This window comes from Bradyrhizobium niftali, assembly GCF_004571025.1.
In the GTDB taxonomy this organism is placed as follows: domain Bacteria; phylum Pseudomonadota; class Alphaproteobacteria; order Rhizobiales; family Xanthobacteraceae; genus Bradyrhizobium; species Bradyrhizobium niftali.
In genome coordinates this window covers 67,017-89,984 of sequence record NZ_SPQT01000001.1, presented here as the reverse complement: position 1 = coordinate 89,984, position 22,968 = coordinate 67,017, and the positions used below count along the sequence as shown (strand labels likewise).

23 protein-coding genes are annotated in these 22,968 nt (G+C 65.2%); 13 read left to right on the top strand and 10 right to left on the bottom strand.

The window, feature by feature from the left end:
* The first annotated feature begins 58 nt into the window (after positions 1-58).
* Complete coding sequence (gene otnC, locus E4K65_RS00420) at positions 59-733, top strand: 3-oxo-tetronate 4-phosphate decarboxylase (protein ID WP_049823327.1); 675 nt, start codon at positions 59-61, stop codon at positions 731-733.
* Between the two features lie 218 nt (positions 734-951).
* On the opposite strand, the gene E4K65_RS00415 is transcribed toward otnC, so the two are convergent.
* The 6 genes from E4K65_RS00415 to E4K65_RS00390 all read right to left on the bottom strand — a co-directional run bounded on the left by E4K65_RS00415 (position 952) and on the right by E4K65_RS00390 (position 6,410).
* The gene (locus E4K65_RS00415) at positions 952-1,656 is read right to left on the bottom strand and encodes an ABC transporter ATP-binding protein (RefSeq protein ID WP_135172416.1); all 705 of its coding nucleotides are present in this window, start codon (positions 1,654-1,656) and stop codon (positions 952-954) included.
* On the bottom strand, positions 1,640-2,371 hold the full coding sequence (locus tag E4K65_RS00410) for an ABC transporter ATP-binding protein (protein WP_135172415.1): 732 nt from the start codon (positions 2,369-2,371) through the stop codon (positions 1,640-1,642). Before E4K65_RS00410 ends, E4K65_RS00415 begins: the two co-directional genes overlap by 17 nt.
* On the bottom strand, positions 2,368-3,345 hold the full coding sequence (locus E4K65_RS00405; protein WP_135172414.1) for a branched-chain amino acid ABC transporter permease: 978 nt from the start codon (positions 3,343-3,345) through the stop codon (positions 2,368-2,370). Before E4K65_RS00405 ends, E4K65_RS00410 begins: the two co-directional genes overlap by 4 nt.
* Before the next feature lies 1 nt (position 3,346).
* A complete protein-coding gene (locus tag E4K65_RS00400) occupies positions 3,347-4,225 on the bottom strand; it encodes a branched-chain amino acid ABC transporter permease (protein WP_027544022.1) in 879 nt (292 codons plus the stop codon).
* 32 nt (positions 4,226-4,257) lie between these two features.
* Positions 4,258-5,502: an ABC transporter substrate-binding protein gene (locus E4K65_RS00395; RefSeq protein ID WP_135172413.1), complete on the bottom strand. Its 1,245-nt coding sequence runs from the start codon at positions 5,500-5,502 to the stop codon at positions 4,258-4,260.
* A gap of 92 nt (positions 5,503-5,594) precedes the next feature.
* Positions 5,595-6,410 (bottom strand): putative hydro-lyase, encoded by an 816-nt coding sequence (locus E4K65_RS00390; RefSeq protein WP_135172412.1) that lies wholly within the window; start codon positions 6,408-6,410, stop codon positions 5,595-5,597.
* A gap of 120 nt (positions 6,411-6,530) precedes the next feature.
* On the opposite strand from E4K65_RS00390, the gene E4K65_RS00385 reads away from it, so the two are divergent.
* The 5 genes from E4K65_RS00385 to E4K65_RS00365 all read left to right on the top strand — a co-directional run bounded on the left by E4K65_RS00385 (position 6,531) and on the right by E4K65_RS00365 (position 11,633).
* On the top strand, positions 6,531-7,448 hold the full coding sequence (locus E4K65_RS00385; RefSeq protein ID WP_135172411.1) for a LysR family transcriptional regulator: 918 nt from the start codon (positions 6,531-6,533) through the stop codon (positions 7,446-7,448).
* A 127-nt stretch (positions 7,449-7,575) separates the two neighbouring features.
* Complete coding sequence (locus E4K65_RS00380) at positions 7,576-8,826, top strand: Zn-dependent hydrolase (RefSeq protein WP_135172410.1); 1,251 nt, start codon at positions 7,576-7,578, stop codon at positions 8,824-8,826.
* Between the two features lie 12 nt (positions 8,827-8,838).
* Positions 8,839-9,750: an NAD(P)-dependent oxidoreductase gene (locus tag E4K65_RS00375; RefSeq protein WP_135172409.1), complete on the top strand. Its 912-nt coding sequence runs from the start codon at positions 8,839-8,841 to the stop codon at positions 9,748-9,750.
* A gap of 11 nt (positions 9,751-9,761) precedes the next feature.
* Positions 9,762-10,835: a malate/lactate/ureidoglycolate dehydrogenase gene (locus E4K65_RS00370; RefSeq protein ID WP_135172408.1), complete on the top strand. Its 1,074-nt coding sequence runs from the start codon at positions 9,762-9,764 to the stop codon at positions 10,833-10,835.
* A 156-nt stretch (positions 10,836-10,991) separates the two neighbouring features.
* Positions 10,992-11,633: a suppressor of fused domain protein gene (locus E4K65_RS00365; protein WP_135172407.1), complete on the top strand. Its 642-nt coding sequence runs from the start codon at positions 10,992-10,994 to the stop codon at positions 11,631-11,633.
* Between the two features lie 126 nt (positions 11,634-11,759).
* Here the strand turns inward: E4K65_RS00365 and E4K65_RS00360 are convergent, their stop codons facing one another.
* A complete protein-coding gene (locus tag E4K65_RS00360; protein WP_135172406.1) occupies positions 11,760-12,833 on the bottom strand; it encodes a tartrate dehydrogenase in 1,074 nt (357 codons plus the stop codon).
* A gap of 155 nt (positions 12,834-12,988) precedes the next feature.
* Between E4K65_RS00360 and E4K65_RS00355 the strand changes: the two genes are divergently transcribed.
* Both E4K65_RS00355 and E4K65_RS00350 read left to right on the top strand, forming a co-directional pair.
* Positions 12,989-13,765, top strand: coding sequence for an SDR family oxidoreductase (locus tag E4K65_RS00355; RefSeq protein ID WP_135172405.1), 777 nt, complete (start codon positions 12,989-12,991; stop codon positions 13,763-13,765).
* Positions 13,766-13,881: 116 nt separating this feature from the next.
* Complete coding sequence (locus tag E4K65_RS00350; protein ID WP_027544012.1) at positions 13,882-15,300, top strand: amidase; 1,419 nt, start codon at positions 13,882-13,884, stop codon at positions 15,298-15,300.
* A gap of 178 nt (positions 15,301-15,478) precedes the next feature.
* Here the strand turns inward: E4K65_RS00350 and E4K65_RS00345 are convergent, their stop codons facing one another.
* Positions 15,479-16,585, bottom strand: coding sequence for an amino acid ABC transporter permease (locus tag E4K65_RS00345; protein ID WP_135172404.1), 1,107 nt, complete (start codon positions 16,583-16,585; stop codon positions 15,479-15,481).
* A gap of 2 nt (positions 16,586-16,587) precedes the next feature.
* On the bottom strand, positions 16,588-17,775 hold the full coding sequence (locus tag E4K65_RS00340; protein WP_135172403.1) for an amino acid ABC transporter permease: 1,188 nt from the start codon (positions 17,773-17,775) through the stop codon (positions 16,588-16,590).
* An 87-nt stretch (positions 17,776-17,862) separates the two neighbouring features.
* Here E4K65_RS00340 and E4K65_RS00335 point away from each other — a divergent pair, with 87 nt between their 5' ends.
* The 4 genes from E4K65_RS00335 (at position 17,863) to E4K65_RS00320 (ending at position 21,959) form a co-directional block, all read left to right on the top strand.
* A complete protein-coding gene (locus E4K65_RS00335; protein ID WP_135172402.1) occupies positions 17,863-18,735 on the top strand; it encodes a MurR/RpiR family transcriptional regulator in 873 nt (290 codons plus the stop codon).
* Positions 18,736-18,738: 3 nt separating this feature from the next.
* On the top strand, positions 18,739-20,088 hold the full coding sequence (locus tag E4K65_RS00330) for an aspartate aminotransferase family protein (RefSeq protein ID WP_135172401.1): 1,350 nt from the start codon (positions 18,739-18,741) through the stop codon (positions 20,086-20,088).
* A gap of 12 nt (positions 20,089-20,100) precedes the next feature.
* Complete coding sequence (locus E4K65_RS00325) at positions 20,101-21,114, top strand: amino acid ABC transporter substrate-binding protein (RefSeq protein WP_135172400.1); 1,014 nt, start codon at positions 20,101-20,103, stop codon at positions 21,112-21,114.
* 206 nt (positions 21,115-21,320) lie between these two features.
* Positions 21,321-21,959 (top strand): aspartate/glutamate racemase family protein, encoded by a 639-nt coding sequence (locus tag E4K65_RS00320; RefSeq protein WP_135172399.1) that lies wholly within the window; start codon positions 21,321-21,323, stop codon positions 21,957-21,959.
* On the opposite strand, the gene E4K65_RS00315 is transcribed toward E4K65_RS00320, so the two are convergent.
* Positions 21,956-22,603 carry a TetR/AcrR family transcriptional regulator gene (locus E4K65_RS00315; protein WP_135172398.1) on the bottom strand — a complete coding sequence of 216 codons (648 nt, stop codon included), beginning with the start codon at positions 22,601-22,603 and terminating at the stop codon, positions 21,956-21,958. The two genes, E4K65_RS00320 and E4K65_RS00315, sit on opposite strands and share 4 nt — an antisense overlap.
* 149 nt (positions 22,604-22,752) lie before the next feature.
* Between E4K65_RS00315 and E4K65_RS00310 the strand changes: the two genes are divergently transcribed.
* Positions 22,753-22,962 (top strand): ferredoxin, encoded by a 210-nt coding sequence (locus E4K65_RS00310; RefSeq protein WP_135172397.1) that lies wholly within the window; start codon positions 22,753-22,755, stop codon positions 22,960-22,962.
* Positions 22,963-22,968: the final 6 nt, after the last annotated feature.

Below are 22,968 nucleotides of genomic sequence, written 5' to 3'. Positions count from 1 at the left end.
GGCTCGGCGAACCGATAACACGGCTTGGCCGCGCTGCCAAAGCGTGAGACAAGCAGGCATGACGGCCATGAGCAACGAGACAAGGCTGCGTGAGGATATCTGTCGCTTCGGACGGTCCCTGTTCGAGCGTGGACTGACGCCGGGCTCGTCCGGCAATATCAGCGTCAAGCTTGACGATGGCGGCTGGCTGGTGACGCCGACCAATGCCTCGCTCGGCTTCCTCGACCCTGCGCGGCTGTCGCGGCTGGATAGCCAGGGCCGGCCGATCTCGGGCGATGCACCGACCAAGGAAGTTCCGCTGCACACCGCGCTCTACGACACCCGCGGCAGTGCACGCGCGATCGTGCACCTGCACTCGACGCATTCTGTCGCACTGTCGATGCTGCCCGAGATCGACCCGCGCGCCGCGCTGCCGCCGATGACGGCCTATTATCTGATGAAATGCGGCGCGACCGCGCTCGTGCCCTATTACCGCCCCGGCGATCCCGCGGTGGCGGATGCGATCAAGGGGCTGGCGGGGAAATATTCATCCGTGCTGCTCGCCAATCACGGCCCGGTGGTTGCCGGCGATACGCTGGAGGCCGCCGTGTTCGCGACCGAGGAACTGGAGGAGACGGCGAAGCTATACCTACTGCTGCGCGGGATGAACCCGCGCTATTTGTCGCCGGAGCAGGTGAAGGATCTGGTGAAGGTGTTCGGGGTGACGTTGCCGGAGCATGGGCACGGGCATTAGCGTCGCCTCGTGAAGAGCGCGACAGTGCTGCCTTACCCACCACTGTCATTCCCCGCCACCGGGTCTCGCCTTCGGCGAGCCCGATGACAGGCTCCGGCGGGGAATCCAGTACGCCGCGGCCCCTCCGTATCCACTAACGTCTCTGGAATACTGGATCGCCCGCCTTCGCGGGCGATGACACCGAGGGTGTGGGACGTGTGTGCCCAACACTTATGTGCCTACAGCCCCAGATACGCCTTGCGCACGTCCGGATTGCCCCTGATTTCGGCTGCTGCGCCCTGCATCAGCACGCGGCCGGTTTGCAGGATGTAGGCACGGTCGGCGATCTCCAGGCACTCGGCCATGCGCTGCTCGACGATCAGCACGGTCATGCCGGCGTCGCGGATACGCTTCACTGCCTGGAAGATTTCATCCACCAGCTTCGGCATGATGCCTTGCGACGGCTCGTCCAGCATCAGCAGCCGCGGGCGCGTCATCAGCGCGCGGCCGATGGCCAGCATCTGCTGCTCGCCGCCGGAGAGTGTCTCGGCCCGCTGCTCCAGGCGTTCGGACAAACGCGGAAACAGCGTGAAGACGAGATCGAGCGGCCCCTCGCGGTCGGCCTCGCCGCGGTAGAGATAGCTGCCGAGGCGAAGATTGTCGCGCACCGACAGGCGCGGGAACAGGCGGCGGTTCTCAGGCACATAGGCGATGCCGGTGGCCGTGATGTGATGCTGCGCCATGCCGTCGAGCCGCTTGCCGTCGAAGGTCACGGTGCCCGAGCGCGGGCGCTCGGCGCCGGCGATGGATTTGAGCAGCGTCGACTTGCCCGCGCCGTTGGCGCCGGCCACGCAGACGATCTCGCCCTTGGCGACTTCAATGCTGACCGCGGAGATCGCGACCAGGCCCTGATAGGCGGTCGTGACTTCATGCACCGACAGCATGACGATCTCCCAGATATGCGCTGATCACCTTGGGATCGCGGACGACGTCGGCAGGCTTGCCCTCGACCAGCACCTTGCCGAGGTCGAGCACGATGGCACGGTCGACCAGCGGCATCACGATCTCCATGACGTGCTCGACCATCAGTACGGTGATGCCGGTATCGCGCACCTTGCGCACCAGCGCGACACCGGTCTGCGCCTCGGTCGGCGTCAGGCCGGTGAGGACTTCGTCGAGCAGCAGCAGCTTCGGTTCGGTCGCAAGCGCACGCGCGACCTCGAGGCGGCGCTTCTCGGCCGGCACGAGATCGCTTGCGAGCACGTCCGCGCGTGCGGCAAGGCCAGTGAACTCGAGCACCTCATGCGCCTTGCGCCGCGCCTCGCGCATCCCGGTGTTGCGCACGAGCGCACCGACGATGACGTTGTCGATGACAGTCATGGTCTCGAAGCTCTTGACGACCTGGAAGGTGCGCGCGACGCCGCGCTGACAGCGCTCGGCCGCCGGCAGGTTGGTCACATCCTGCCCGTCGAAGATAATCGAGCCCTGCGTCGGCGGCAGCACGCCCGCAATAAGATTGAACAGCGTCGACTTGCCGGCGCCGTTGGGACCAATCAGGCCGACGATCTCGCCGCGGCCGACCGAGATCGAGACATCGCTGTTGGCAACAAGGCCGCCGAAACGTTGCCAGACGCCGCGGGTTTCAAGGAGCGCGGTCATCGCGAAGCTCCCTTGCGGCGCGAGAACAGCCCGATCAGACCTTCCGGCCGCGCCAGCGCAATCACGACGATCAGCGTGCCATAGACGATGAGATCGACGCCGCGGCCGGAGCCGCCGATATAGGAGCGCGTCAGCTCGGTGAGCGGAATCAGGATTGCCGCGCCGAGCAGCGGCCCCCACAGCGTGCCGATGCCACCCAGCACCGCCGGCAACGCCATCAGCAGCGAGAACTGGAAGCCCATGACGCTGCCTGGATCGATATAGGAAACATACATGGCATAGAAGCTCCCGCCGACCGCGACCAGGAAGGCAGAGACGGCCGCAGCCCCCATCTTGGAATCGAACACGACCACGCCGAGGCTCTGGGCTGCATCGGGATTGTCCTTCACCGCGCGCCACCAATAGCCCCATTTCGAGTCTTCCAGCCACCAGGTGACGAACCAGGCGACGCAGGCGAGCGCCAGCGCGAAATAGAAGTACGGCAGCTTGCTGCGGGCGAACTGGAATTTCAGCCAGCTGTCGCCGCGCACGGGCATCTCGATGCCGAGGGCCGCACCTGCCCATTCCCAGTTCTGGATCAGCAGCAGGCCGATCTCGGCGATCACGATGGTGGCGATCGCAAAGTAGTGGCCGCCAAGGCGGAAGCAGGGATAGCCGAGCGCCAGCGCGATCAAGGCGGAGATGGCGCCGCCGGCGAGCATACCGAACCAGGGCGGCACGCCGAACTTCGTGAACAAGAGCGTGGTGGTATAGGCGCCCAAGCCGAAATAGAGGGCATGCCCGAGCGATATCTGCCCGCAATAGCCGGACAGGATGTTCCAGCTCTGCGACAGCGCCCCGAACATCAGCGTCAAAATCATGATGTTCTGGACGTTTGGATTCTTGACGAACAACGGCACGAGCGCGGCGGCGACCGTAAGGCAAGCTGCAACGAGGAGTTCGCGGCGACGCCGCTCTGTGAAGCTCTTGTCCATCTCACATCGATCCGAACAGGCCGCGTGGCCGGATAAAGACCACGAGGAGATAGACGGCATAGATGCCGACCGACTTCAATGATGGCGGCAGCACGAGCGCGGTGGTGGCCTCGACGAGACCGACGACGATGCCGCCGGCGAATGCGCCGAACACGCTGCCGAAGCCGCCGAGCGCCACCGTGACATAGGCGATCAGTGCAAAGGATGCACCGACGTCGGGATAGATGTAGAAGAAGCTCGCCATGATGGCGCCGGCGAGCCCCACAAGGGCAGCTCCGAGGCCCCAGCCGAGCGCGAACACGCGGTTCTTGTCGATGCCGACGAGGGCCACCGCACCGGGATCCTCGCGGGTCGCCTCCAGCGCACGGCCGAAATCGGTGCGGTTGATGAACAAATAGAGCCCACCGAACGCGGCGATCGCGACCAGCGCGCCGAACAACTGCGGCTGCGGCAGGAAGATCCCGGCGACCGATACCGTCTTGCCGCCGAGCCATGAGTTGGGGACGCTGCGGTAGTCGGCCGTGAAGAACAGCTGAGCCAGGCCGCGCATCACGATCGCGAGGCCGAAGGTCGCGAAGATCTGCACCATGCCGACATTGGCCTTGGCGCGCATCGCAAACCGCACGATCACGAGATAGACCACCGCCCCCAATACGAACAAGGCGGCGGCGGCCAGCGGCGCCGACAGCAGCGGATCGATCGCGAAGAACGTGAACAGGAAGAACGTCACGTACATCGCCAGCATCAGGAATTCGCCATGGGCGAAGTTGACGACGTCCATCAGGCCAAAGATCAACGCCAGGCCGACGGCGATCAGTCCGTAGAGCAGCCCCATCAGGAGGCCGCTCGCAAGACTCTGGATAATGGTTTCGGCTGTCACGTTGCTTCGTCCCCCGCCCGCAACCTGGTCGCTTACTTCATCGGCCAGATCGCGTCGGCAACCGCCGCCTGCGACGGGAAGATGGTGACGAACTTGCCGCCGACATATTGCAGCAGCACCGGATCGGCATCGTTGTTCTGGCCCATCTCGTCGAACTTGACCCGCTTCCAGGGCATGATGGTCTGCTCGCCCGACATCTCGGTCGCGGCCAGTGCGTCGCGGATCTTCTCGCCGTCGGTGGATTTGGCGCGGTTGATGGCGTCCGCCATGATGATCATGGCCATGAACTGCCGCGACGTGTTGTCGTTGAGGTCCTTGCCCGACTTCGCCTTGAACAGATCGTTGATCTTGCCGACCATCGGCCGCTTGGCGGCGAGATCGAGCGAGAAGCTGCCGCGGGTGATCGCACCCTCGAGCTTGTCGCCGACGGCGTCGTAAAGTGCCTTTTCGGAGAAGCCGGCGGCCTGCGCCACGATGGCGTTCGGCTTGTAGCCGAGCTCGGCCATGGTCTTGACCAGCAGGATGCCGTCGGTGGTGTAGCTCGAGGGCAGCAGCACGTCGGCATTGGCGGCCTTGAGCTGCTGGACTTCAGCCGAGAGCGACGGCGAGTTGGCGCGGTACTTGATGTCGGCGACGATCTTGTAGCCGCGTTCGGTGGCGAGCTTGGTCTGCGCATTGGCAGAGTCGGTGCCGAAGATCGTATCTTCGTGGAACAGCGCCAGCGTCTCGGCCTTGGCGCCCTTCTTCTTCATCGCATCGAGGAAATCGAACATCCCGGCCGAGAACATCTCGTCATGCGGTGAGGCGCGGAAATAATACTTCAGGCCGCGGCGATGCAGACTCGGCGAGGAGTTGTCTGCCGACAGGAACGGAGTCTGGTAACGTTCGCAGATCTGGCTGATCGTGACTGCGACCGCGCTTTGATAGGAACCGAGAATGGCACAGACCTTTTCCTGCGTGATGAGGCGCTCGGCTTCGGCGCGCCCCTTTTGCGGGTCGCCCTGGGTGTCGGCGTAGACGAGACGGATCTTGGCGCCACCAAGGCCGGGCAAGCCCAGGCCCTTCGCGAGCGGAAGGTCGAAGTCCTGATCATTGTTGATGATATCGACCGCGGTCTCGAACGCGCGCTGCGCATCGACACCCACCTGGGCACCGGCGCCCGACAAGGGATAGGTCGCGCCGATCACCACTTCTGAAGTTTGCGCACGCGCAGCCAGCGGCATCAACGCGGCAGTGGCAGCGGCTCCGAGCAGAACGTCGCGGCGAGTGATCGTCATAGGCAAAGTCCCCTGTTATTCGAATTTTGCGCGTATCGAATGAAGCGATTGACAGATAGCGTAAAGCCTGAAGAAGCAGCAAACGCTGCCCATTAAATCACGGCCATGGTCCTGTTCTTGAGATCCGTCACCAGCATCAGGCCGGGCGAATGCGTGATTGCGAACGGCACCTTCGCGGCATTGATCACCGATTGCGGCGTGACGCCGCAGGCCCAGAACACCGGGATCTCGTCATCGGCGACCGGCACGGGATCGCCATAGTCGGGCTTGGCGATGTCCTTGATGCCGATCAGATGCGGATGGCCGAGATGCACGGGCGCGCCGTGCACCGCGGGATAGCGCGAGGTGACCTGCACCGCGCGGATCGCATCGGCCGGCTTGAACGGACGCATCGACACCACCATGGGGCCGGCGAACGGACCGGCCTCGCCGCAGGCGATGTTGGTGCGGTACATCGGCACGCGCACGTTCTGCTCGATGTGGCGGATCGGCATTCCCTCGTCGAGCAGCGCCTCCTCGAACGAGAACGAGCAGCCGAGCACGAAGGTCACGAGATCGTCGCGCCAGTACCTGGTGACGTCGGTCGGCTCGTCCACGACTTCGCCGTCACGCCAGACGCGGTAACGGGGAACGTCGGTGCGGATGTCGAGGTCGGCGCCGAGCGCGGGGATATGCGGACTGCCGACGTCGGACATGCCGATGATCGGGCAGGGTTTCGGATTGAGCTGGCAGAAGCGGTGAAAGGCGCCGGCATATTCAGCCGGCAGGATCGCAAGATTGCCCTGGACGAAGCCGGGGGCGACCCCGGCGGTGGAGCCCACCTCGCCGCCGCGATAGGCGAGCCGGGCCTTGCGGCTCGGGAGGGTGTCGGGTGTTTCAGTTTGCTGCACTGCCACCAAAACAGTCATGTGATCGACCTGCCTATAAACTCGACAAAGACAAGCCAACACCAAGCGTGCTATAAAGTCTAATCTTCCTTTCTAATCAATATCGATAAATTCCTTTTATCGATCGGGAAAATCCTTCCAATGCTGGACTTCAGGTCAATCGAGACATTCCTCTGGGTTGTGAAGCTCGGCAGCTTTCGCGGCGCCGCACAAAGGCTCAACACGACCCAGCCAGCGATCTCCCAGCGCATCGCCCAACTCGAGCGCGAGATGGGCGTGAAGCTCCTCAACCGCGATCATCGCGTGGCCTCGCCGACGCCGAGCGGGCGGCAAATGATGGTCTATGCAGAGAAGCTGATCGGCCTGCGCGCTCAGATGATGGCCGAGGTCGGCGACCGCTCGGCGATGCGTGGCGTGATGCGGCTCGGCGTGGCCGAGACCATCGTGCACACCTGGCTGCCGCGCCTCGTGAAGAGCGTGAACGAGCTCTATCCGAACCTGTCGCTGGAGATCGAGGTCGACATCACACCGAACCTTACGGCGCGCCTGCTCGCGCAGGAGATCGAGCTTGCCTTCGTGGTGGGGCCGCTGTCCGCCTCCGGCGTGCACAACCGCGTGCTCGCCGATTACCCGATCGGTTTTCTCGCAAGCCCCTCGCTCGGCCTCGGCAAGGGCCCGGTGACGCGCGCCGATCTCGCGCGTTTTCCGATCATCACCTTCCCGCGCAAGACCAGGCCCTACGAGGTCGTGCGCGAGGTGTTCGACCGGCCCGAATTGCCGCCGATCCGCCTGCATGCCTCCGCGTCGCTTGCGACGGTCATCCACATGGCGGTGGAAGGCCTCGGGATCGCCGTGATCCCCGACGCCATCGTCGAGAACGAACTCGCCGACGGGCGGCTGCAGCTGCTCGACACCGATCTCGAAATCACGCCGCTGACGTTCACGGCAAGCTGGCTCGCCTCGCCCGACGTCGTGGCGGTGGAGCGCGTCGCCGAGCTTGCATGTCAGATTGCGCAGAGCAGCCTCGCGGTTGACGCGCCCGCGCTGGCGCGTCATTGAAACGGATGCCGGACAACCTTTCCCGTCATTCCGGGATGGTGCGCAAGCACCAGACCCGGAATCTCGAGATTCCGGGTTCGATGCTTCGCATCGCCCCGGAATGACAGATTACGAATGGACTGACCGCATGAGCCGAGCCGCCACCAATTTGCAAATCGATTCCGCCCGCCTCTGGGGCTCCATCCACGAGACCGCGCAATTCGGCGGGACGGCCAAGGGCGGCGTGCGGCGGCTGACGCTGAGCAGCGAAGACAAGCAGGTGCGCGACTGGTTCGGCAAGGCCTGCGAGGACGCCGGCCTCGAGGTTCATGTCGATGCGCTCGGCTCACAGTTCGGCCTGCGCAAGGGACGCGACATGTCGAAGCTGCCTGTCGGAATCGGCTCGCATCTCGACACCCAGCCGACCGGTGGCAAATATGACGGCATCCTGGGAACGCTCGGCGCACTGGAAGTGATCCGCACGCTGAACGACGCCGGCATCGAGACCGAAGCGCCGATCTGCGTGGTCAACTGGACCAACGAGGAAGGCTCGCGTTTCGCGCCGGCGATGATGGCCTCCGCGGCCTATGTCGGCGACTTCACCACCGACGACATTCTGTCGCGCAAGGACATCGACGGCACCACCGTCGGCCAGGCGCTCGACGGCATCGGCTATCGCGGCGACAAGCCGGTCGGCTTCCAGAAGCTCGGCTGCTTCGTCGAGCTGCACATCGAGCAGGGCCCGATTTTGGAGGCCGAGGGCAAGACCATCGGCGTCGTCGATTCCGGCCAGGGCGTGCTGTGGTATGACGGCAAGATTTCCGGCTTCGAGAGCCATGCAGGATCGACCCCGATGCCGCTGCGGCGCGATGCGCTGGCCACGCTCTCCGAGATCGTGCTGGCGATGGAGACGATCGCCAAGAAGCACGGGCCGAACGCGGTCGGCACCATCGGCGAGGCCGTGATCGCCAACCCCTCGCGCAACGTCATACCCGGCGAGATCGCCTTCACCATGGATTGCCGCAGCGCCGATGGGGCGATCATGGACGCGCTCGATCGCGACCTGCGCGCCGCGATTGCCGAGATCGCCGCGCGCCGCAAGGTCGAGGTCAAGATCGACCTGGTCTGGCGCAAGCCGCCGACGCATTTCGATCCCAAGCTGATCGCGGCGGTCGAGAACGCGGCCAAGACGCTCGGCTATTCCTCTCGCCGCATCACCTCCGGCGCCGGTCACGACGCCTGCAATCTCAACACCGTGATGCCGGCGGCGATGGTGTTCGTGCCTTGCAAGGACGGCATCAGCCACAACGAGCTGGAAGACGCCACGCAGCCCGACTGCGCCGCGGGCACCAATGTGCTGATGCACACCGTGCTGGCGATCGCCGGCGTCGCGTCCTGACCGGAGAGAGCCATGCGCGGAGTTTTCGTCGACGCCAACGAAGCCCTCGCCGTGATCATGGAGCGGCTGGAGCGGCCCGGCGATCCCAAGATGCGGATCAACAGGGACCCTGACATCAAGCCCGAGCAATACCCGGAAATCCTCGACGGCGCCGAGATCGCGATCGTCGACCACACCGCGCTGCCGACCGAGGTCGCGAGGAAATGCGCGGACCTGAAGCACGTCGTGTTCCTCGGCACCGGCGCGCGCAGCTACATGAATCCGGAAGAGCTCGCCGAGCTCGGCATCTCCGTGCACCTGATCAAGGGCTACGGCGACACAGCGGTCGCGGAATCCGCGATCGCGCTGATGTGGGCCTCGGCCCGCGTCATCGCGATGATGGATCGCGAGATGCGCGTCGGCAACTGGCTGCGCGAAGACGGCATGCAGCTCACCGGCAAGACGCTCGGCCTCATCGGCTTCGGCGGCATCGCAGCGGAGGTTGCGCGCATTGCCACGGGCAGCGGCATGAAGGTGATCGCCTGGAACCGCTCGCCGAAGAGCTATCCGGGCGTCACGTTCACCGATCTCGACACCGTGCTGGCGACCAGCGACGTGGTGTCGCTGCACCTGCTGCTCAACGACGAGACGCGCGGCATGATCACGCGGGAGAAGATCTTTGCGATGAAGCCCGGCGTCATCCTCATCAACACCGCGCGCGCCGCGGTCGTCGACGAGGCCGCCATGATCGACGCGCTGAAGTCGGGCCACATCCGCCATGCCGGCCTCGACGTCTTCAACATCGAGCCCCTGCCCGGCGACCATCCGCTGACAAGACTGCCGAACGTGACGCTGTCGGCGCATTCGGCGTTCCGCACGCCGGAGGCGAGCGAAAACCTGATTGAAGCGGCATGGGTCCACTGCCGCCGGATCGTGAAAGGATAAGAGCAACAACAATGGCCGACTATCGCACCATCAAGGCAGAGCCGCTCACCAACGCCGTCCGCGCCATCGTCAAGGCCGGCGGCTCCACGGACCGAGAAGCCGAGCTCGTCTCCACCAACCTCGTCGAGGCCAATCTTAGGGGACATGACTCGCACGGCGTCGGCATGATCCCGCGCTATGTCCAGAGCGTCACCAACGGCGGCCTTGCCGTGAACCAGCACGTCAAGATCGTGCTCGACACTGGTCCGCTTCTCACCCTCGACGGCCTCACCGGCTACGGCCAGGTGATCGGCCATGAAGCGATGGAGCTGGCGGCAGAGCGCGCAAAGCGCAACGGCGTGTGTCTCGTCGGTCTCGCCAACTCGCACCACATCGGCCGCATCGGCCACTGGGCCGAGCAGTGCATCGACCACGGGCTGGTCTCGATCCACTTCGTCAATGTGATCTCGCGCCCGATCGTGGCCCCCTGGGGCGGCAGCGATGCGCGCCACGGCACCAATCCGTTCTGCGTCGGCATCCCGCGCAGGGGCAAAGAGCCGATCGTCCTCGACTTCGCCACCAGCAGGATCGCGCAGGGCAAGACCCGCGTCGCCCACAACAAGGGCGTCGAACTGGAGCCCGGCACCATCATCGACAATGAAGGCAAGCCCACCACCAATCCGCGCTACACCGTGATCCCGCCATACGGCGCTATCCTGCCGTTCGGCGAGCACAAGGGTTCGGGGCTCGCGCTCGTGTGCGAAATCCTCGGCGGCGCGCTCTCCGGCGGGCAGGTGGTCAAGGGCCCCTCGGACGGCAAGTACAACGTCCTCAACGGCATGCTCTCGATCGTCATCGACCCGAACAAGCTCGGCACCGGCGAAAATCTTGCGAGCGAGGTCGAAAGCTTCGTCGCCTGGCACACCGGCTCGCCGCCCGCTCCCGGCGTCGACAAGGTGCTGATCGCCGGCGATCCCGAGCGCGAGACCAAGAAGAAGCGCCTCGCCGAAGGCATTCCGGTCGATCCGACCACCTGGCAGGAGATTCTCGCGGCCGGGCAGAAGTTCGGGCTGGATCAGGCCGCGATCGAGAAGATCGTCGGCTAGTCCGAACGAGGCAGATCGCTCGGCATCATCCAGGCCTCCTGCACAATTGCGCAGGGCGATATGGACTAATGCGGAGCTCGTGCCGCGGATTTGAACCGGCCCGCCTTGTCTGGCGACAACGCGGATATCCCGGCTCACACCGCCTCAGAGGTTCACATGCTCTCCCGTCTCGCAAAGCTCGTATCCGGCTCCAGCGCGCCGTCGCCCTCGGCCGACCTCTACCGGCATCGACTCGCCATCTATGAAAGCGAACTTGGCGAGCCCGAGCACAGCTTCACCGACAGCGCGGAGCGCCGCATCGACATCCACGCCTTTGGCCGCGATTTCGTGCCGGTGTGCCAAGAGGGATCTGACGAAGGCTACGTGCTTCTGACCAACGGCATGAGCGAGCAGCGGATGCCGGGATCACATGGCGACGCCAAGCCGCGTGCCGAGCTGATGTGGTACGTCCGCGAGCCGACAGAGGAGGTTTGCGCCAATCTGCGCTGGCTGGCCAATCTGCCGTTCATCGACACAACCTGGTTCGGCTTCGGCCATCGCGTCGCGCTGCCGTGGCCGCCGGTTGCAGGAACGGACTTCCAGACGTTTCTGTTTCTGACGCCGGTCATCGGCCCCGATAAGGAGGTCGCCGCGGCGCTGGAGATCGCGGGCGATCCGGTGGAGATATTGACCGTGAACCTGATCTCGCATCAGGAGCTCGCGCTGATCAAGTCCAGGGGGCTCGATCCGTTTCTCGATCTGCTCGATGAGAACGACTATCCGCCGATCTTCGATCCAGCGCGAAAATCGTATGTGTAGGATGGGTTAGCCGAGCGGATGCGCCAAGCGCATCTGCTCGGCGTAACCCACCTCTTCTGTCTCTGCGGATATGAACAGCGGTGGGTTACGCCTTTGGCTAACCCACCCTACGCAGTTCGCCTCGCCTTAATCCACCATCTCCGCGACCGCCTTGCCGCAGGCCGTGGTGTCGGCGTTGCCGCCGAGATCCCTGGTGCGCAGCGTGCGTTCGGCGAGCGTGCGCTCGATCGCATCGACGATCGAGCGCCCGGCTTCCTTCTCGCCGAGATGCTCGAACATCATCGCACCCGACCAGATTGCGCCGATCGGGTTGGCGATGCCCTGCCCCGCAATGTCAGGCGCCGAGCCGTGCACCGGCTCGAACACCGATGGGAAATCGCCCTCGGGATTGATGTTGCCTGATGGCGCGATACCGATGGTGCCGGTGCAGGCCGGGCCGAGGTCGGAGAGGATGTCACCGAACAGATTGGAGCCGACGACAACGTCGAACCAGTCCGGATGCAGCACGAAGTTCGCCGTGAGGATGTCGATGTGGTACTTGTCCCACTTCACCCCCGGGAATTTCTTGGCCATCGCCTCCACGCGCTCGTCCCAATAGGGCATGGTGATGGAGATGCCGTTCGACTTGGTCGCCGAGGTCAGGTGCTTCTTCGGCCGCGACTGCGCGAGCTCGAAGGCGAATTTGAGGATGCGGTCGACGCCGGTGCGGGTCATCACCGTCTGCTGGGTGACGAATTCACGGTCGGTGTCCGGGAACATGCGGCCGCCGACGGAGGAATATTCGCCTTCGGTGTTCTCGCGCACCACCCAGAAATCGATGTCGCCGGGCTTGCGGTTCGCCAGCGGCGAGGGCACGCCGGGCATCAGCCGCACCGGGCGCAGGTTCACGTACTGGTCAAACTCGCGGCGGAATTTGATCAGCGAGCCCCACAGCGAGACGTGATCCGGGATCTTGGCCGGCCAGCCGACGGCGCCGAAATAGATCGCGTCGTGCTTGCCGATTTTTTCCTTCCAGTCATCCGGCATCATCTGGCCGTGCTTCTCGTAATAGTCCCAGGACGAGAAGTCGAAATGGTCGAAATGCAGGGACACGCCGTGCTTCTTCGCCGCTGCCTCCAAAACGCGCAGGCCCTCGGGCATCACTTCCTTGCCGATGCCGTCGCCTGGAATGACCGCGATCCGGTATTGTTTCTTGCTCATCGAGAACGTCCTTGGTTGGTCCGGCAGCCGCCGTCTTTTGATCGCCCTGCAATGAACCAAAGTCGCGGGCAGTGCAACGCTGCACTGCAATGTTGACCGTGGCACGGCCGACCGCCTACTGATTTCATTGTGTTCCCATCTTGCGAGTAACCCCCATGGATCTGCATCTGCGTGGCAAGCGCGTCCTGATCACGGGCGCGTCCAAGGGCATCGGCGCCGCCGCCGCCGAGGCGTTCGCCGAGGAAGGCGCGCATCTCCTGCTCGCCGCGCGCAGCGGCGATCAGCTCAAGGCGCTGGCGGATCGCTTGCGGTCTGCTCACCAGATCGACGCCGCGACGAGCATCGTCGACCTGCGCAAGACCGAAGACATCGCACGGCTGGCCAAGGAGGCCGCCGACATCGACATCCTCGTCAACAATGCCGGCGACATCCCCGGCGGCTCGATCGACAAGATCGACGAGGCGACCTGGCGCCACGCCTGGGAATTGAAAGTGTTCGGCTATATCAACCTCACGCGGCAGATCTACGCCCAGATGAAGGCGAAGGGCGGCGGGGTCATCGTCAACGACATCGGCGCGGCCGGCGAGAAATTCGACGCCAATTACATCTGCGGTAGCGCCGGCAACGCCGCATTGATGGCCTTCACCCGCGCGCTCGGCGGCAAGAGCCTCGCCGACAATATCCGCGTGGTCGGCATCAATCCCGGTCCCGTGGGCACCGACCGCCACGTCACGCTGCTGAAGACGCGGGCCAAGCACCAGTTCGGCGACGAGAGCCGCTACAGGGAATTCCAGAAGAGCCTGCCGCTCGGCCGCCCCGCGCATGCGCGCGAGATCGGCGACCTGATGGCGTTCCTGGCGTCGGATCGCGCCGGCTATACGTCCGGGGTAATCTACACGGTGGATGGCGGCATCAGCGCGGGTTGGGGTTAATTCTATCCCTGTCATTGCGAGCGCAGCGAAGCAATCCAGACTGCTACCGCAGATACATTTCTGGATTGCTTCGCTGCGCTCGCGATGACGATTGAATAAGCATAGGAGTATTATAGTTGTCTCAAGACCTGATCCGCGAAACCGCCTGCACCGTCGTCGACAAGCTGCGGTCCGGCGACGTCTCGCCGCTCGAACTGCTGGATGTGCTGGAGAAGCGCATCGCCGAGGTCGACGGCAAGGTCAATGCGCTGCCGACGCTGTGCTTCGATCGCGCGCGGGCCAACGCGAAAGCGTTGATGCAGAAGCCGGCCGGGGCGCGCGGACTGCTCGCAGGCCTGCCGGTGCCGATCAAGGACCTGACCGACGTCGCCGGCGTGCTGAACACGCAGGGCTCGCCGATCTTCAAGGACAACATCCCTGCGAAGTCCGACCTGATGGTCGAGAACCTCGAGGCCAATGGCGCAGTCGTCTACGCCAAATCGAACACGCCGGAATTCGGCGCCGGCGCCAACACCTTCAACGAAGTGTTCGGCGCCACGCTCAATCCCTGGGATACGTCCAAATCGGCAGCGGGCTCTTCCGGTGGCGCGGCCGTGGCGCTTGCGACCGGCATGGCCTGGCTCGCCCAGGGCTCCGACATGGGCGGCAGCCTGCGCAGCCCGGCGAGCTTCTGCGGCATCGTCGGCATGCGGCCGAGCATCGGCCGCGTCGCACATACCCCTAAATCGGGTATCGATCGCAATCTCGGCGTCGTCGGCCCGATGGCGCGCAATGTCGAGGATCTCGCCCTGCTTCTGGACGCCATGAGCGGCGACTATGCGGACGACCCGCTGTCGCTGCCGGCCCCCGCAACCTCGTTCCTGTCGGCGGCCCAAGCGGGCAAGAAACCGAAGCGCATCGCCTACTCGCCCGATCTCGGCATCACCCCGGTCGATCCCGAAGTGAAGGCGATCACCCGCAAGGCCGCCGAACGTTTCGCGGAGGCCGGCGCCATCGTCGAGGAGGCGCATCCGGACTGGCGCGAGGCGCATGAATGCTTCCACGTGCTGCGCGCCTTCGATTTCGCGATCACCAAGGCCAATCTGCTGCGCACCAAGCGCGACCTGCTCAAGCCCGAGGTGATCTGGAATATCGAGGAAGGCCTCAAGCTCACGGTCGAGCAGCTCGCGCGCGCCGAGGCGCAGCGCGTCGGCATGACCGCCCGCGCGGTCGAGTTCTTCCAAAACTATGATCTGCTGCTGGTGCCGACGACGATCGTGCCGCCCTTCCCGATCGAAAACCGCTACGTCGCCGAATGCGACGGCAAGAGGTTCGAGAACTACATCGAATGGCTCGGCATCGTCTACGCCATCACGCTCGCCTGTTGCCCGGCGCTGTCGCTGCCCTGCGGCTTCACGGCATCGGGCCTGCCGGTCGGTTTGCAGGTGGTCGGCGCGCCACGTGCCGACGCCCAGGTGATTGCCGGGGCGAAGGTTCTGGAGGATATCCTGGGCGTGCGCGGGACCACGCCGATTGATCCGCGGGTGAAGAAGTAAGGCAAACTGCGCGCCGCGCGCCCGGTGCACTCCCTCGCCCCGTTCTTACGGGGAGAGGGTTGGGGTGAGGGGCTGCTTCCGCAAACGCGGTAACGGCTGGACTCGCGGAGACTCCCCCTCACCCGGAATTTGCTGCGCAAATTCCGGCCTCTCCCCGCAAGCGCGGAGAGGCGAAGGATCACCGCCCGCTCGTCGCCTCCAGGCTGCGGCTGTAGCGCGACATCGCGAAGCAGAACACAAAATAGATCGCCGCGACGAAGATGTAGACCTCGACCGAGAACTGCTGCCAGGCCGGATCGATGATCGCCGTCTTGGCTGTCGTCAGCAGGTCGAAGATGCCGATGATCAGGACGAGGCTGGTATCCTTGAAGAAGGCGATGAAGGTGTTGACCAGCGGCGGGATGACGTGGCGGATCGCCTGCGGCAGGACGATCAGCCGGTGCTTGCTCCAATAGGACAGCCCCAGCGCATCGGCGGCCTCGTATTGTCCGCGCGGCACGGCCTGAAGGCCGCCGCGAATGACTTCGGCAAGGTAAGCGCCCGCGAACAGGATGATCGCGATCTGGGCGCGCAGCAGCTTGTCGATGTTGAAGCCGCTGGGCATGAACAGCGGAAACATCACGCTCGCCATGAACAGCAGGCTGACCAGCGGCACGCCGCGGATCAGCTCGACATAGAGCACGCTGAGCGAGCGGATCGCCGGCAGCTTTGAGCGACGACCGAGCGCAACGAGGATGCCAAGCGGGAAGCCGAAGGCGAGACCGAACGTCGCCAGGATCAGCGTCACCGGCAGTCCGCCCCAGCGGTCCTGCGATACGAAGGACAGGCCGAACAAGCCGCCCCACATCAGCACGCTGATCAGCACCAGCACACCGATCCAGAGATAGACCAGCTCGCGCCGCCAGAAGGCACGACGGCTGGAGAGATAGAACAGCGCAATGAACAGCACCACCGACAGCGCCGGCCGCCATTGCTCGTCGAACGGATAGGTGCCGAACAGGATGAACCGATATTTCTCGGGGATGATCGCCCAGCAGGCGCCGAAGCCGCGGACGGCACGGCACGCGCTCGAATCGTTCGCGGGCGTCAGCCACACTGCATTCGCGATGCCCCACTGCACGAAGCTGAAGATACCCTTGGCGAGGATCGCCAGCAGCACGACCGACAGAATGCCGTTGGGGATCGACGAGAACAGATTGGTGCGCAGCCAGCGCAGCACCGGATTTCCCATCTGAGGGCGGCGCGCGGCGCGCGGTGCATCCGGAGTATCGGTGATCGCCGTCATGCTCAGCGCTCCACCAGCGCGATACGCGAATTGTACCAGTTCATGAAGAAGCTGATGCCGAGGCTGATGGTCAGGAACACCGCCATGATCAGCGCGATCGCCTCGATCGCCTGCCCGGTCTGGTTCAGCGTGGTGTTGGCGACCGAGACCACGTCCTGGTAGCCAATCGCGACCGCGAGCGAGGAGTTCTTGGTCAGGTTGAGGTATTGGCTCGTCATCGGCGGCACGATCACGCGCAGCGCCTGCGGCAGGATGATCTGCCGCAGCATGAAGCTGCGGCGCAGGCCGAGCGCGTTGGCGGCATCCCACTGCCCGCGCGGAACCGACTGGATGCCGCTGCGCACGATTTCGGCGATGAAGGCCGAGGTGTAGGTGACGAGCGCAATCAGCAGCGCAAAATATTCCGGGGCCAGCGTCAGCCCGCCGACGAAGTTGAAGCCGCGCAGCGCAGGCCATTCGATCGCCCAGGGCACACCGAGCAACACCGACACTGCGGCCGGCAGCACGACGATGAGACCGAGTGCGACCGGCCAGGCCGACCGCGGCTTGCCGTCGCGCATCTGCTGCGCGATCAGCCACCGTCTGATTACATAGAATGCGGCACAGCCCAGCGCGGCGGTGCCGAGCACCCAGAGCTGCGGCACCCCGATCGGGATCGCCGGCAGGATCAGGCCGCGATTGGAGAGGAACACCCCCTCGAGCGGCCGGAACGCAGCGCGCGCGGCGGGCAATGCCTGCATCAGCACGTACCAGAACAGGAGCTGAAGCAGCAGCGGGATGTCGCGGAGCGTCTCGACATAGACGGCGGCGAGCCGCGACAACAGCCAGTTGGCCGACAACCGCGAGATCCCGATCAGCGTGCCCAGGATGGTCGCAAGCACGATGCCGATCACCGCGACACGCAGAGTGTTGGCGATCCCGACGACGAAGGCCCAGAGGTAGGTGTCGCGCGGATTATAGGCGAGCAGGCTGTCGGCAATCGGCATGCCCGCTTCGCGGCCCAGAAAGGCAAAGCCAGTGGTGATGCGGCGGGCCGACAGGTTGGTGACGGTGTTGGACCAGAGGAAGGCGATCACTCCGACCGCGATTCCGACCACCAGGACCTGCCAGAACAGGCCTTTCAGTTCCCGTCGTCCGAAGGCGCCGAAAAAGCGGCGGCGCGGCGGCGGTCTCGGACCATCTGATGTCACAGCGCAAAAATCCTTCTCAAAACCAGCGATTTCCGGCGGCGCACGTCAACTGTTGCACCAAACTCCAATTCATGCAACAAATGTTTCATGGCCGAGCCCGCGAAATCCTCGCCGCTGAGCGAACTGCGCATTGCATTGCCATCGCTCCCGATGCGCTTGCAGGAGGTCGGGCGCTTCGTCGCCGCCAATGATTACGACGCCACCACCCGCTCGATGCGCGATCTCGCAGCCGTTGCCGGCGCCGATCCCGCCGCCTTCACGCGGCTCGCAAAAGCCATCGGCTATTCCGGCTGGGACGAGTTGCGCGCGGCGCTGACCGAGGCGCGGCGGCCCTTGCAGACCTCGCCCTTCTCCGGCCGCGCCAAGAGCCGGCGTCATGGTCCGCACGCCGATGTCGCGCTCGTTACCGACAAGCTCGAGGCCGAGGCCGCCGGCCTTCCGCGCATTCCGGCGCAGCCGATTGCAGAGGCGGCCCGCTCGCTGCACGACGCAAAGCGGATCTGGATCGCAGGCTATCGCAGCTGCCGCAGCGTCGCGGAACTCCTGAACTACGAACTGCGACTGTTCCGCCCCGAACAGGTGCAACTCGTCGGCGCGTCCGGTCCCGACGACCTCGATCTTGGGGCCTTCCGCCCCGGCGAAGCCGTCATCGTCATCGGCTTCCTGCCCTACACGCACGCGAGCGTCCGGGTCGCGCAGGCCGCCTATCGCGCCGGTGCGACGCTGATTGCGATCGCCGACAGCGTGTCGGCCCCGATGGCCGAGGGCGCCGACCATGTGCTGCTGTTCGAAGCAGCCTCCTCTCCCGGCTTTTTCCCGAGCCTCACCGGCGCCATCGCGATTGCGCAGTCGCTTGCCGCGGTGACGTTCTCGCTCGGTGGCCTGGCCGCGAAGAAGCGCCTGGAGAATACCGAGGCCCGGCTCGCCGCGGCCTCCACCTACGTCTCAGAGAAAGGTTGACCCATGGCCGCTCGCACCAGCCGCGTGCTGCACCGCTCGTTGCGCGAAACGCCGCCCAAGGCGATCGGCGGCGAAGGCGTCTATCTCTTCGCCGAGGACGGGCGGCGCATCATCGACGCCTCCGGCGGCGCGGCGGTCTCCTGCCTCGGCCACCAGCATCCGCGCGTGATCGCGGCGATGGCGAAGCAGGCCTCGACGCTGGCCTATGCCCACACCGCCTTCTTCTCCTCCGAGCCGGCGGAAGCGCTCGCGGAGACGCTGGTCGGGCACGAGCCCGGCGGTCTCGCCTATGCCTATTTCGTCAGTGGCGGCTCGGAGGCGATCGAGGCCAGCATCAAGCTCGCGCGGCAATATTTCATCGAGCGTGGCGAGCCGCAGCGACAGCATTTCATCGCGCGGCGGCAGAGCTATCACGGCAACACGCTCGGCGCGCTCGCCGCCGGCGGCAATGCCTGGCGCCGGGCGCCCTATGCGCCGCTGCTCTCGGCCGCCTTCAGCCATGTGACTCCCGCCTTCGCCTATCACGAGAAACACGACGGCGAGTCGGATGCGCAGTTCGTGGCGCGGCTCGCAGCCGAGCTCGAAGTTGAGTTCCAACGGCTCGGTCCCAACACCGTTGCGGCGTTCCTCGCCGAGCCCGTCGTCGGCGCCACCGCCGGCGCGGTGACGGCGCCGGACGGTTACTTCAAGGCAGTGCGCGAAATCTGCGACCGGCATGGTGCGCTGCTCATCCTGGACGAAGTCATGTGCGGCATGGGCCGGACCGGCACCACGCATGCCTGGGAGCAGGAAGGTGTCGCGCCCGATATCCAGGCCATCGCAAAGGGGCTCGGCGGCGGCTACCAGCCGATCGGCGCGATGCTCGCGAGCGGCAAGATCATCGACACCATCTGCGCCGGCTCGGGCGCCTTCCAGCATGGCCATACCTACCTGGCGCACCCCCTCGCCTGCGCAGCCGCGCTCGCGGTGCAGGACGTGATCCGCGAGGACGGTCTGCTCGATCGCGTGAAAGAGCGCGGCCGGCAGCTCGAGCAGCGACTGACCGAGCGCTTTGGCAATCACCGCCATGTCGGCGACGTCAGGGGACGCGGCCTGTTCTGGGCGATCGAGCTCGTCGCCGATCGCGCCAGCCGCACCTCGTTCGATCCGGCGCTCAAGCTCAACCAGAAGATCAAGGCGGAGGCGTTCGCCAACGGGCTCGGCTGCTATCCCGGCGGCGGCACCGTGGACGGCGTCCGCGGCGACCACGTGCTGCTGGCGCCGCCCTACATCGCTTCGGCCGACGAGATCGACCTGATCGTCGAAAAGCTCGGCACCGCCGTCGACAACGTGTTGCGTAGTGTCAATCACTGAGGGGAGAGTAGCATGATGAGGAAAGTGGTTATCGTAGCGGGCGTGCTCGCGGCGTCGGCGGTGGTCGCGCAGGCGGCGACGCTCGACACGGTGAAGAGCCGCGGCACGCTGGTGTGCGGCGTCAGCGCCGGCTTCGCCGGTTTCTCGGCACCGGACTCGCAAGGCAATTACAAGGGCCTCGACGTCGACTATTGCCGCGCACTCGCGGCCGGCGTGCTGGGCGATGCCAGCAAGGTGCGTTACGTCTCGCTGACGGCACAGAATCGCTTCACCGCGCTGCAATCGGGCGAGATCGACGTGCTCTACCGCAACTCGACGCAGACCTATTTGCGCGGCGTGACGCTGGGCCTGCGCCAGGGCCCGATCAACTTCTACGACGGCCAGGGCTTTGTCGTGAAGAAGGACCTTGGCGTGAAGGAAATCAAGGACCTCAAGGGCGCCACCGTCTGTGTTGCGCAAGGTACCACGCACGAGGTTACGCTCGGCGACTACGGCCGCGCCAACGGCATCGACTGGAAGCCGCTGGTGTTCGACCGCGTCGACACCATGTACCAGACCTTCTTCGGCGGCCGCTGCGATGCCATGACCCAGGACGCTTCCGCGCTTGCCGGCGCGGTGACGACCGCAGCGCCCAACCCGGCCGACTACGTCGTGCTGCCGCAGACCATCAGCAAGGAGCCGCTCGGGCCCTTCACCCGCAACGGCGACGAGGTCTGGAGCGACATCATCACCTGGCTGCATTACGGGCTGATCGAGGCCGAGGAGCTCGGCGTCACCCAGGCCAACGTCGATGAGATGGCGAAGTCGCAGACGCCGGCGATCCAGCGGCTGTTAGGGGCCTCCGGCGATCTCGGCTCGCGGCTGGGGCTCGACAACAAATGGCTGGTCACGGCGATCAAGGCCACCGGCAATTACGGCGAGATCTACGAGCGCAATGTCGGCAAGGCGAGCCCGCTCAAGCTCGACCGCGGCCTCAACGGCCTCTGGAACAAGGGCGGCTTGATGTACGCCGTGCCGTTCAAGTAGACGGTGCTTCACCTCTCCCCGCACGCGGGGAGAGGTCGGATTGCGCTCGGCGATGCAGAGCATCGTCCGGAGCAATCCGGGTGAGTGGGAGTCTCCGCGAGTCCAACTCTCACCGTCCTCGCGAAGAATCCCCCTCACCCCACCCTCTCAGCGCGAGCGAAGCCCGTCGCGGCCCCGCAAGCGGGGCGAGGGAGAAGAGACATCCCATGCGCATCGCCCTCATCCACGCTCTCAAGCATTCCATCGGCCCGATCGAGGCCGCGTTCGCGACGGCGTGGCCAGAGGCGCGGCTGATGAACCTGCTCGACGACAGCCTGTCGGCGGATCTGGCGCGCGACGGTGCACTCAACGACACCATGACCGAGCGCTTCCTGGCGCTCGGGGACTACGCCGCTGCCACTGGCGCGGATGCGATCCTGTTCACCTGCTCGGCCTTCGGCCCCTGCATCGAGGCGGTGGCGCACGCGCATGCGCCGATGCCGGTGCTCAAGCCGAACGAGGCCATGATCGAACGGGCGGTGACGATGGGCAAGCGCATCGGCCTGCTCTCGACCTTCGCGCCGACGCTGGCCTCGATGCCGCCGGAGTTTCCGGCCTCCGCTCAGGTCGTGCCAAAGCTTGCCGAGGGCGCGCTGGCGGCGCTCGATCGCGGCGATCGCGCCACGCACGACAGGCTGATTGTCGAGGCGTCAAAGGACTTGCGCGATTGCGACGTCATTGCGCTCGCGCAATTCAGCATCGCGGCAACCGCGCCGCTGGTCGCCGAGGCCACCGGCCGCCCGGTCGTGACGACCCCGGACAGCGCGGTCGACAAGCTGATGAGGCTGCTGAAAGCGAAGGTCTAGGCGCCGGACCTTTTCCGACGTCGCGCATCCTTGATCGCAGCAGCGAGCGCGGCCTTCGTTTCGTTCACAAAATCCTCGACCAGTTCCTCGCGCGTGGCATGCGCCGACTCGCCGGTGAACAGGCCCTGCTCCGCCAGCATCACCACGCCATGCACGGCCGCCCAGATCTTGAGCGCTTGCCGTTCGCGCAAATAGCCGACGGCAGGCACTTCCAGAGCCTCGATCACGAGCGCAAAGGTCTCGCGCGTGGCCGCGTGCAGCTCGCTGCCCTTGGCCGCGCACGACACGGTGCGCGAGGCGAACATCAGGCGGTAGATGCCGTTGCGGCGCAGGCCGAAGTCGAGTGTTGCCTGCGCCAGCCGCGATAGTTTCGATTGCTTGGACGGCTTTGCCATCGCCTCGCTTAGAATCGCGCTGAGCTGCCGGAACGCCTCCGCCGTCACCGCTGCCAGCAACGCCTCGCGGTCGGCGAAATGCCGGTAGGGCGCCGGCTGCGAGACGCCGAGTTGCTTTGCCAGCGCCTTGATGCTGATCGCCTCGGCGCCGCCCTGCTCCGCCTCGCGCAACGCGGCCTGGATCAAGGCATCGCGGAGATCGCCGTGGTGGTAGGTGTTCTCGGGCTTGCGGGCGAGTTGTGAACGCATGTTGCGGCCAAGCCTATAAGTTTGCGCTTGACAGGGGAAGCCTGTCGCGAATGTAATAGCATATAACTTAGAACGAGCGGCGAATGCCGCCCATAAAGAGGAACGCGCCGTCCTTCGGACGCCGCGCGCATACGACCAAGGAAGCCGCCATGACAGAGCGACTGAAGGTTCACGTCGACCCCGACAAATGCCAGGGTCATGCCCGTTGCAAGGCGCTGGCGCCGGAGCTCTTCGAGCTCGACGAATACGGCAACGCCCGCGAAGCCGGCGACGGCACGGTTCCGCCGGGGCTCGAAGACAAGGCCTGGCTTGCCAAATCCAATTGCCCGGAAATCGCAATCGATGTGATCGAGGAGTAGCGCGGG

Excerpts from the sequence above, each read along its gene's own strand:
- otnC (WP_049823327.1), top strand. The coding sequence starts at position 59 with ATGACGGCCATGAGCAACGAGACAAGGCTGCGTGAGGATATCTGTCGC.
- E4K65_RS00415 (WP_135172416.1), bottom strand. The coding sequence starts at position 1,656 with ATGCTGTCGGTGCATGAAGTCACGACCGCCTATCAGGGCCTGGTCGCG.
- E4K65_RS00410 (WP_135172415.1), bottom strand. The coding sequence starts at position 2,371 with ATGACCGCGCTCCTTGAAACCCGCGGCGTCTGGCAACGTTTCGGCGGC.
- E4K65_RS00405 (WP_135172414.1), bottom strand. The coding sequence starts at position 3,345 with ATGGACAAGAGCTTCACAGAGCGGCGTCGCCGCGAACTCCTCGTTGCA.
- E4K65_RS00395 (WP_135172413.1), bottom strand. The coding sequence starts at position 5,502 with ATGACGATCACTCGCCGCGACGTTCTGCTCGGAGCCGCTGCCACTGCC.
- E4K65_RS00390 (WP_135172412.1), bottom strand. The coding sequence starts at position 6,410 with ATGACTGTTTTGGTGGCAGTGCAGCAAACTGAAACACCCGACACCCTC.
- E4K65_RS00385 (WP_135172411.1), top strand. The coding sequence starts at position 6,531 with ATGCTGGACTTCAGGTCAATCGAGACATTCCTCTGGGTTGTGAAGCTC.
- E4K65_RS00380 (WP_135172410.1), top strand. The coding sequence starts at position 7,576 with ATGAGCCGAGCCGCCACCAATTTGCAAATCGATTCCGCCCGCCTCTGG.
- E4K65_RS00375 (WP_135172409.1), top strand. The coding sequence starts at position 8,839 with ATGCGCGGAGTTTTCGTCGACGCCAACGAAGCCCTCGCCGTGATCATG.
- E4K65_RS00370 (WP_135172408.1), top strand. The coding sequence starts at position 9,762 with ATGGCCGACTATCGCACCATCAAGGCAGAGCCGCTCACCAACGCCGTC.
- E4K65_RS00365 (WP_135172407.1), top strand. The coding sequence starts at position 10,992 with ATGCTCTCCCGTCTCGCAAAGCTCGTATCCGGCTCCAGCGCGCCGTCG.
- E4K65_RS00360 (WP_135172406.1), bottom strand. The coding sequence starts at position 12,833 with ATGAGCAAGAAACAATACCGGATCGCGGTCATTCCAGGCGACGGCATC.
- E4K65_RS00355 (WP_135172405.1), top strand. The coding sequence starts at position 12,989 with ATGGATCTGCATCTGCGTGGCAAGCGCGTCCTGATCACGGGCGCGTCC.
- E4K65_RS00345 (WP_135172404.1), bottom strand. The coding sequence starts at position 16,585 with ATGACGGCGATCACCGATACTCCGGATGCACCGCGCGCCGCGCGCCGC.
- E4K65_RS00335 (WP_135172402.1), top strand. The coding sequence starts at position 17,863 with ATGGCCGAGCCCGCGAAATCCTCGCCGCTGAGCGAACTGCGCATTGCA.
- E4K65_RS00330 (WP_135172401.1), top strand. The coding sequence starts at position 18,739 with ATGGCCGCTCGCACCAGCCGCGTGCTGCACCGCTCGTTGCGCGAAACG.
- E4K65_RS00325 (WP_135172400.1), top strand. The coding sequence starts at position 20,101 with ATGATGAGGAAAGTGGTTATCGTAGCGGGCGTGCTCGCGGCGTCGGCG.
- E4K65_RS00320 (WP_135172399.1), top strand. The coding sequence starts at position 21,321 with ATGCGCATCGCCCTCATCCACGCTCTCAAGCATTCCATCGGCCCGATC.
- E4K65_RS00315 (WP_135172398.1), bottom strand. The coding sequence starts at position 22,603 with ATGCGTTCACAACTCGCCCGCAAGCCCGAGAACACCTACCACCACGGC.
- E4K65_RS00310 (WP_135172397.1), top strand. The coding sequence starts at position 22,753 with ATGACAGAGCGACTGAAGGTTCACGTCGACCCCGACAAATGCCAGGGT.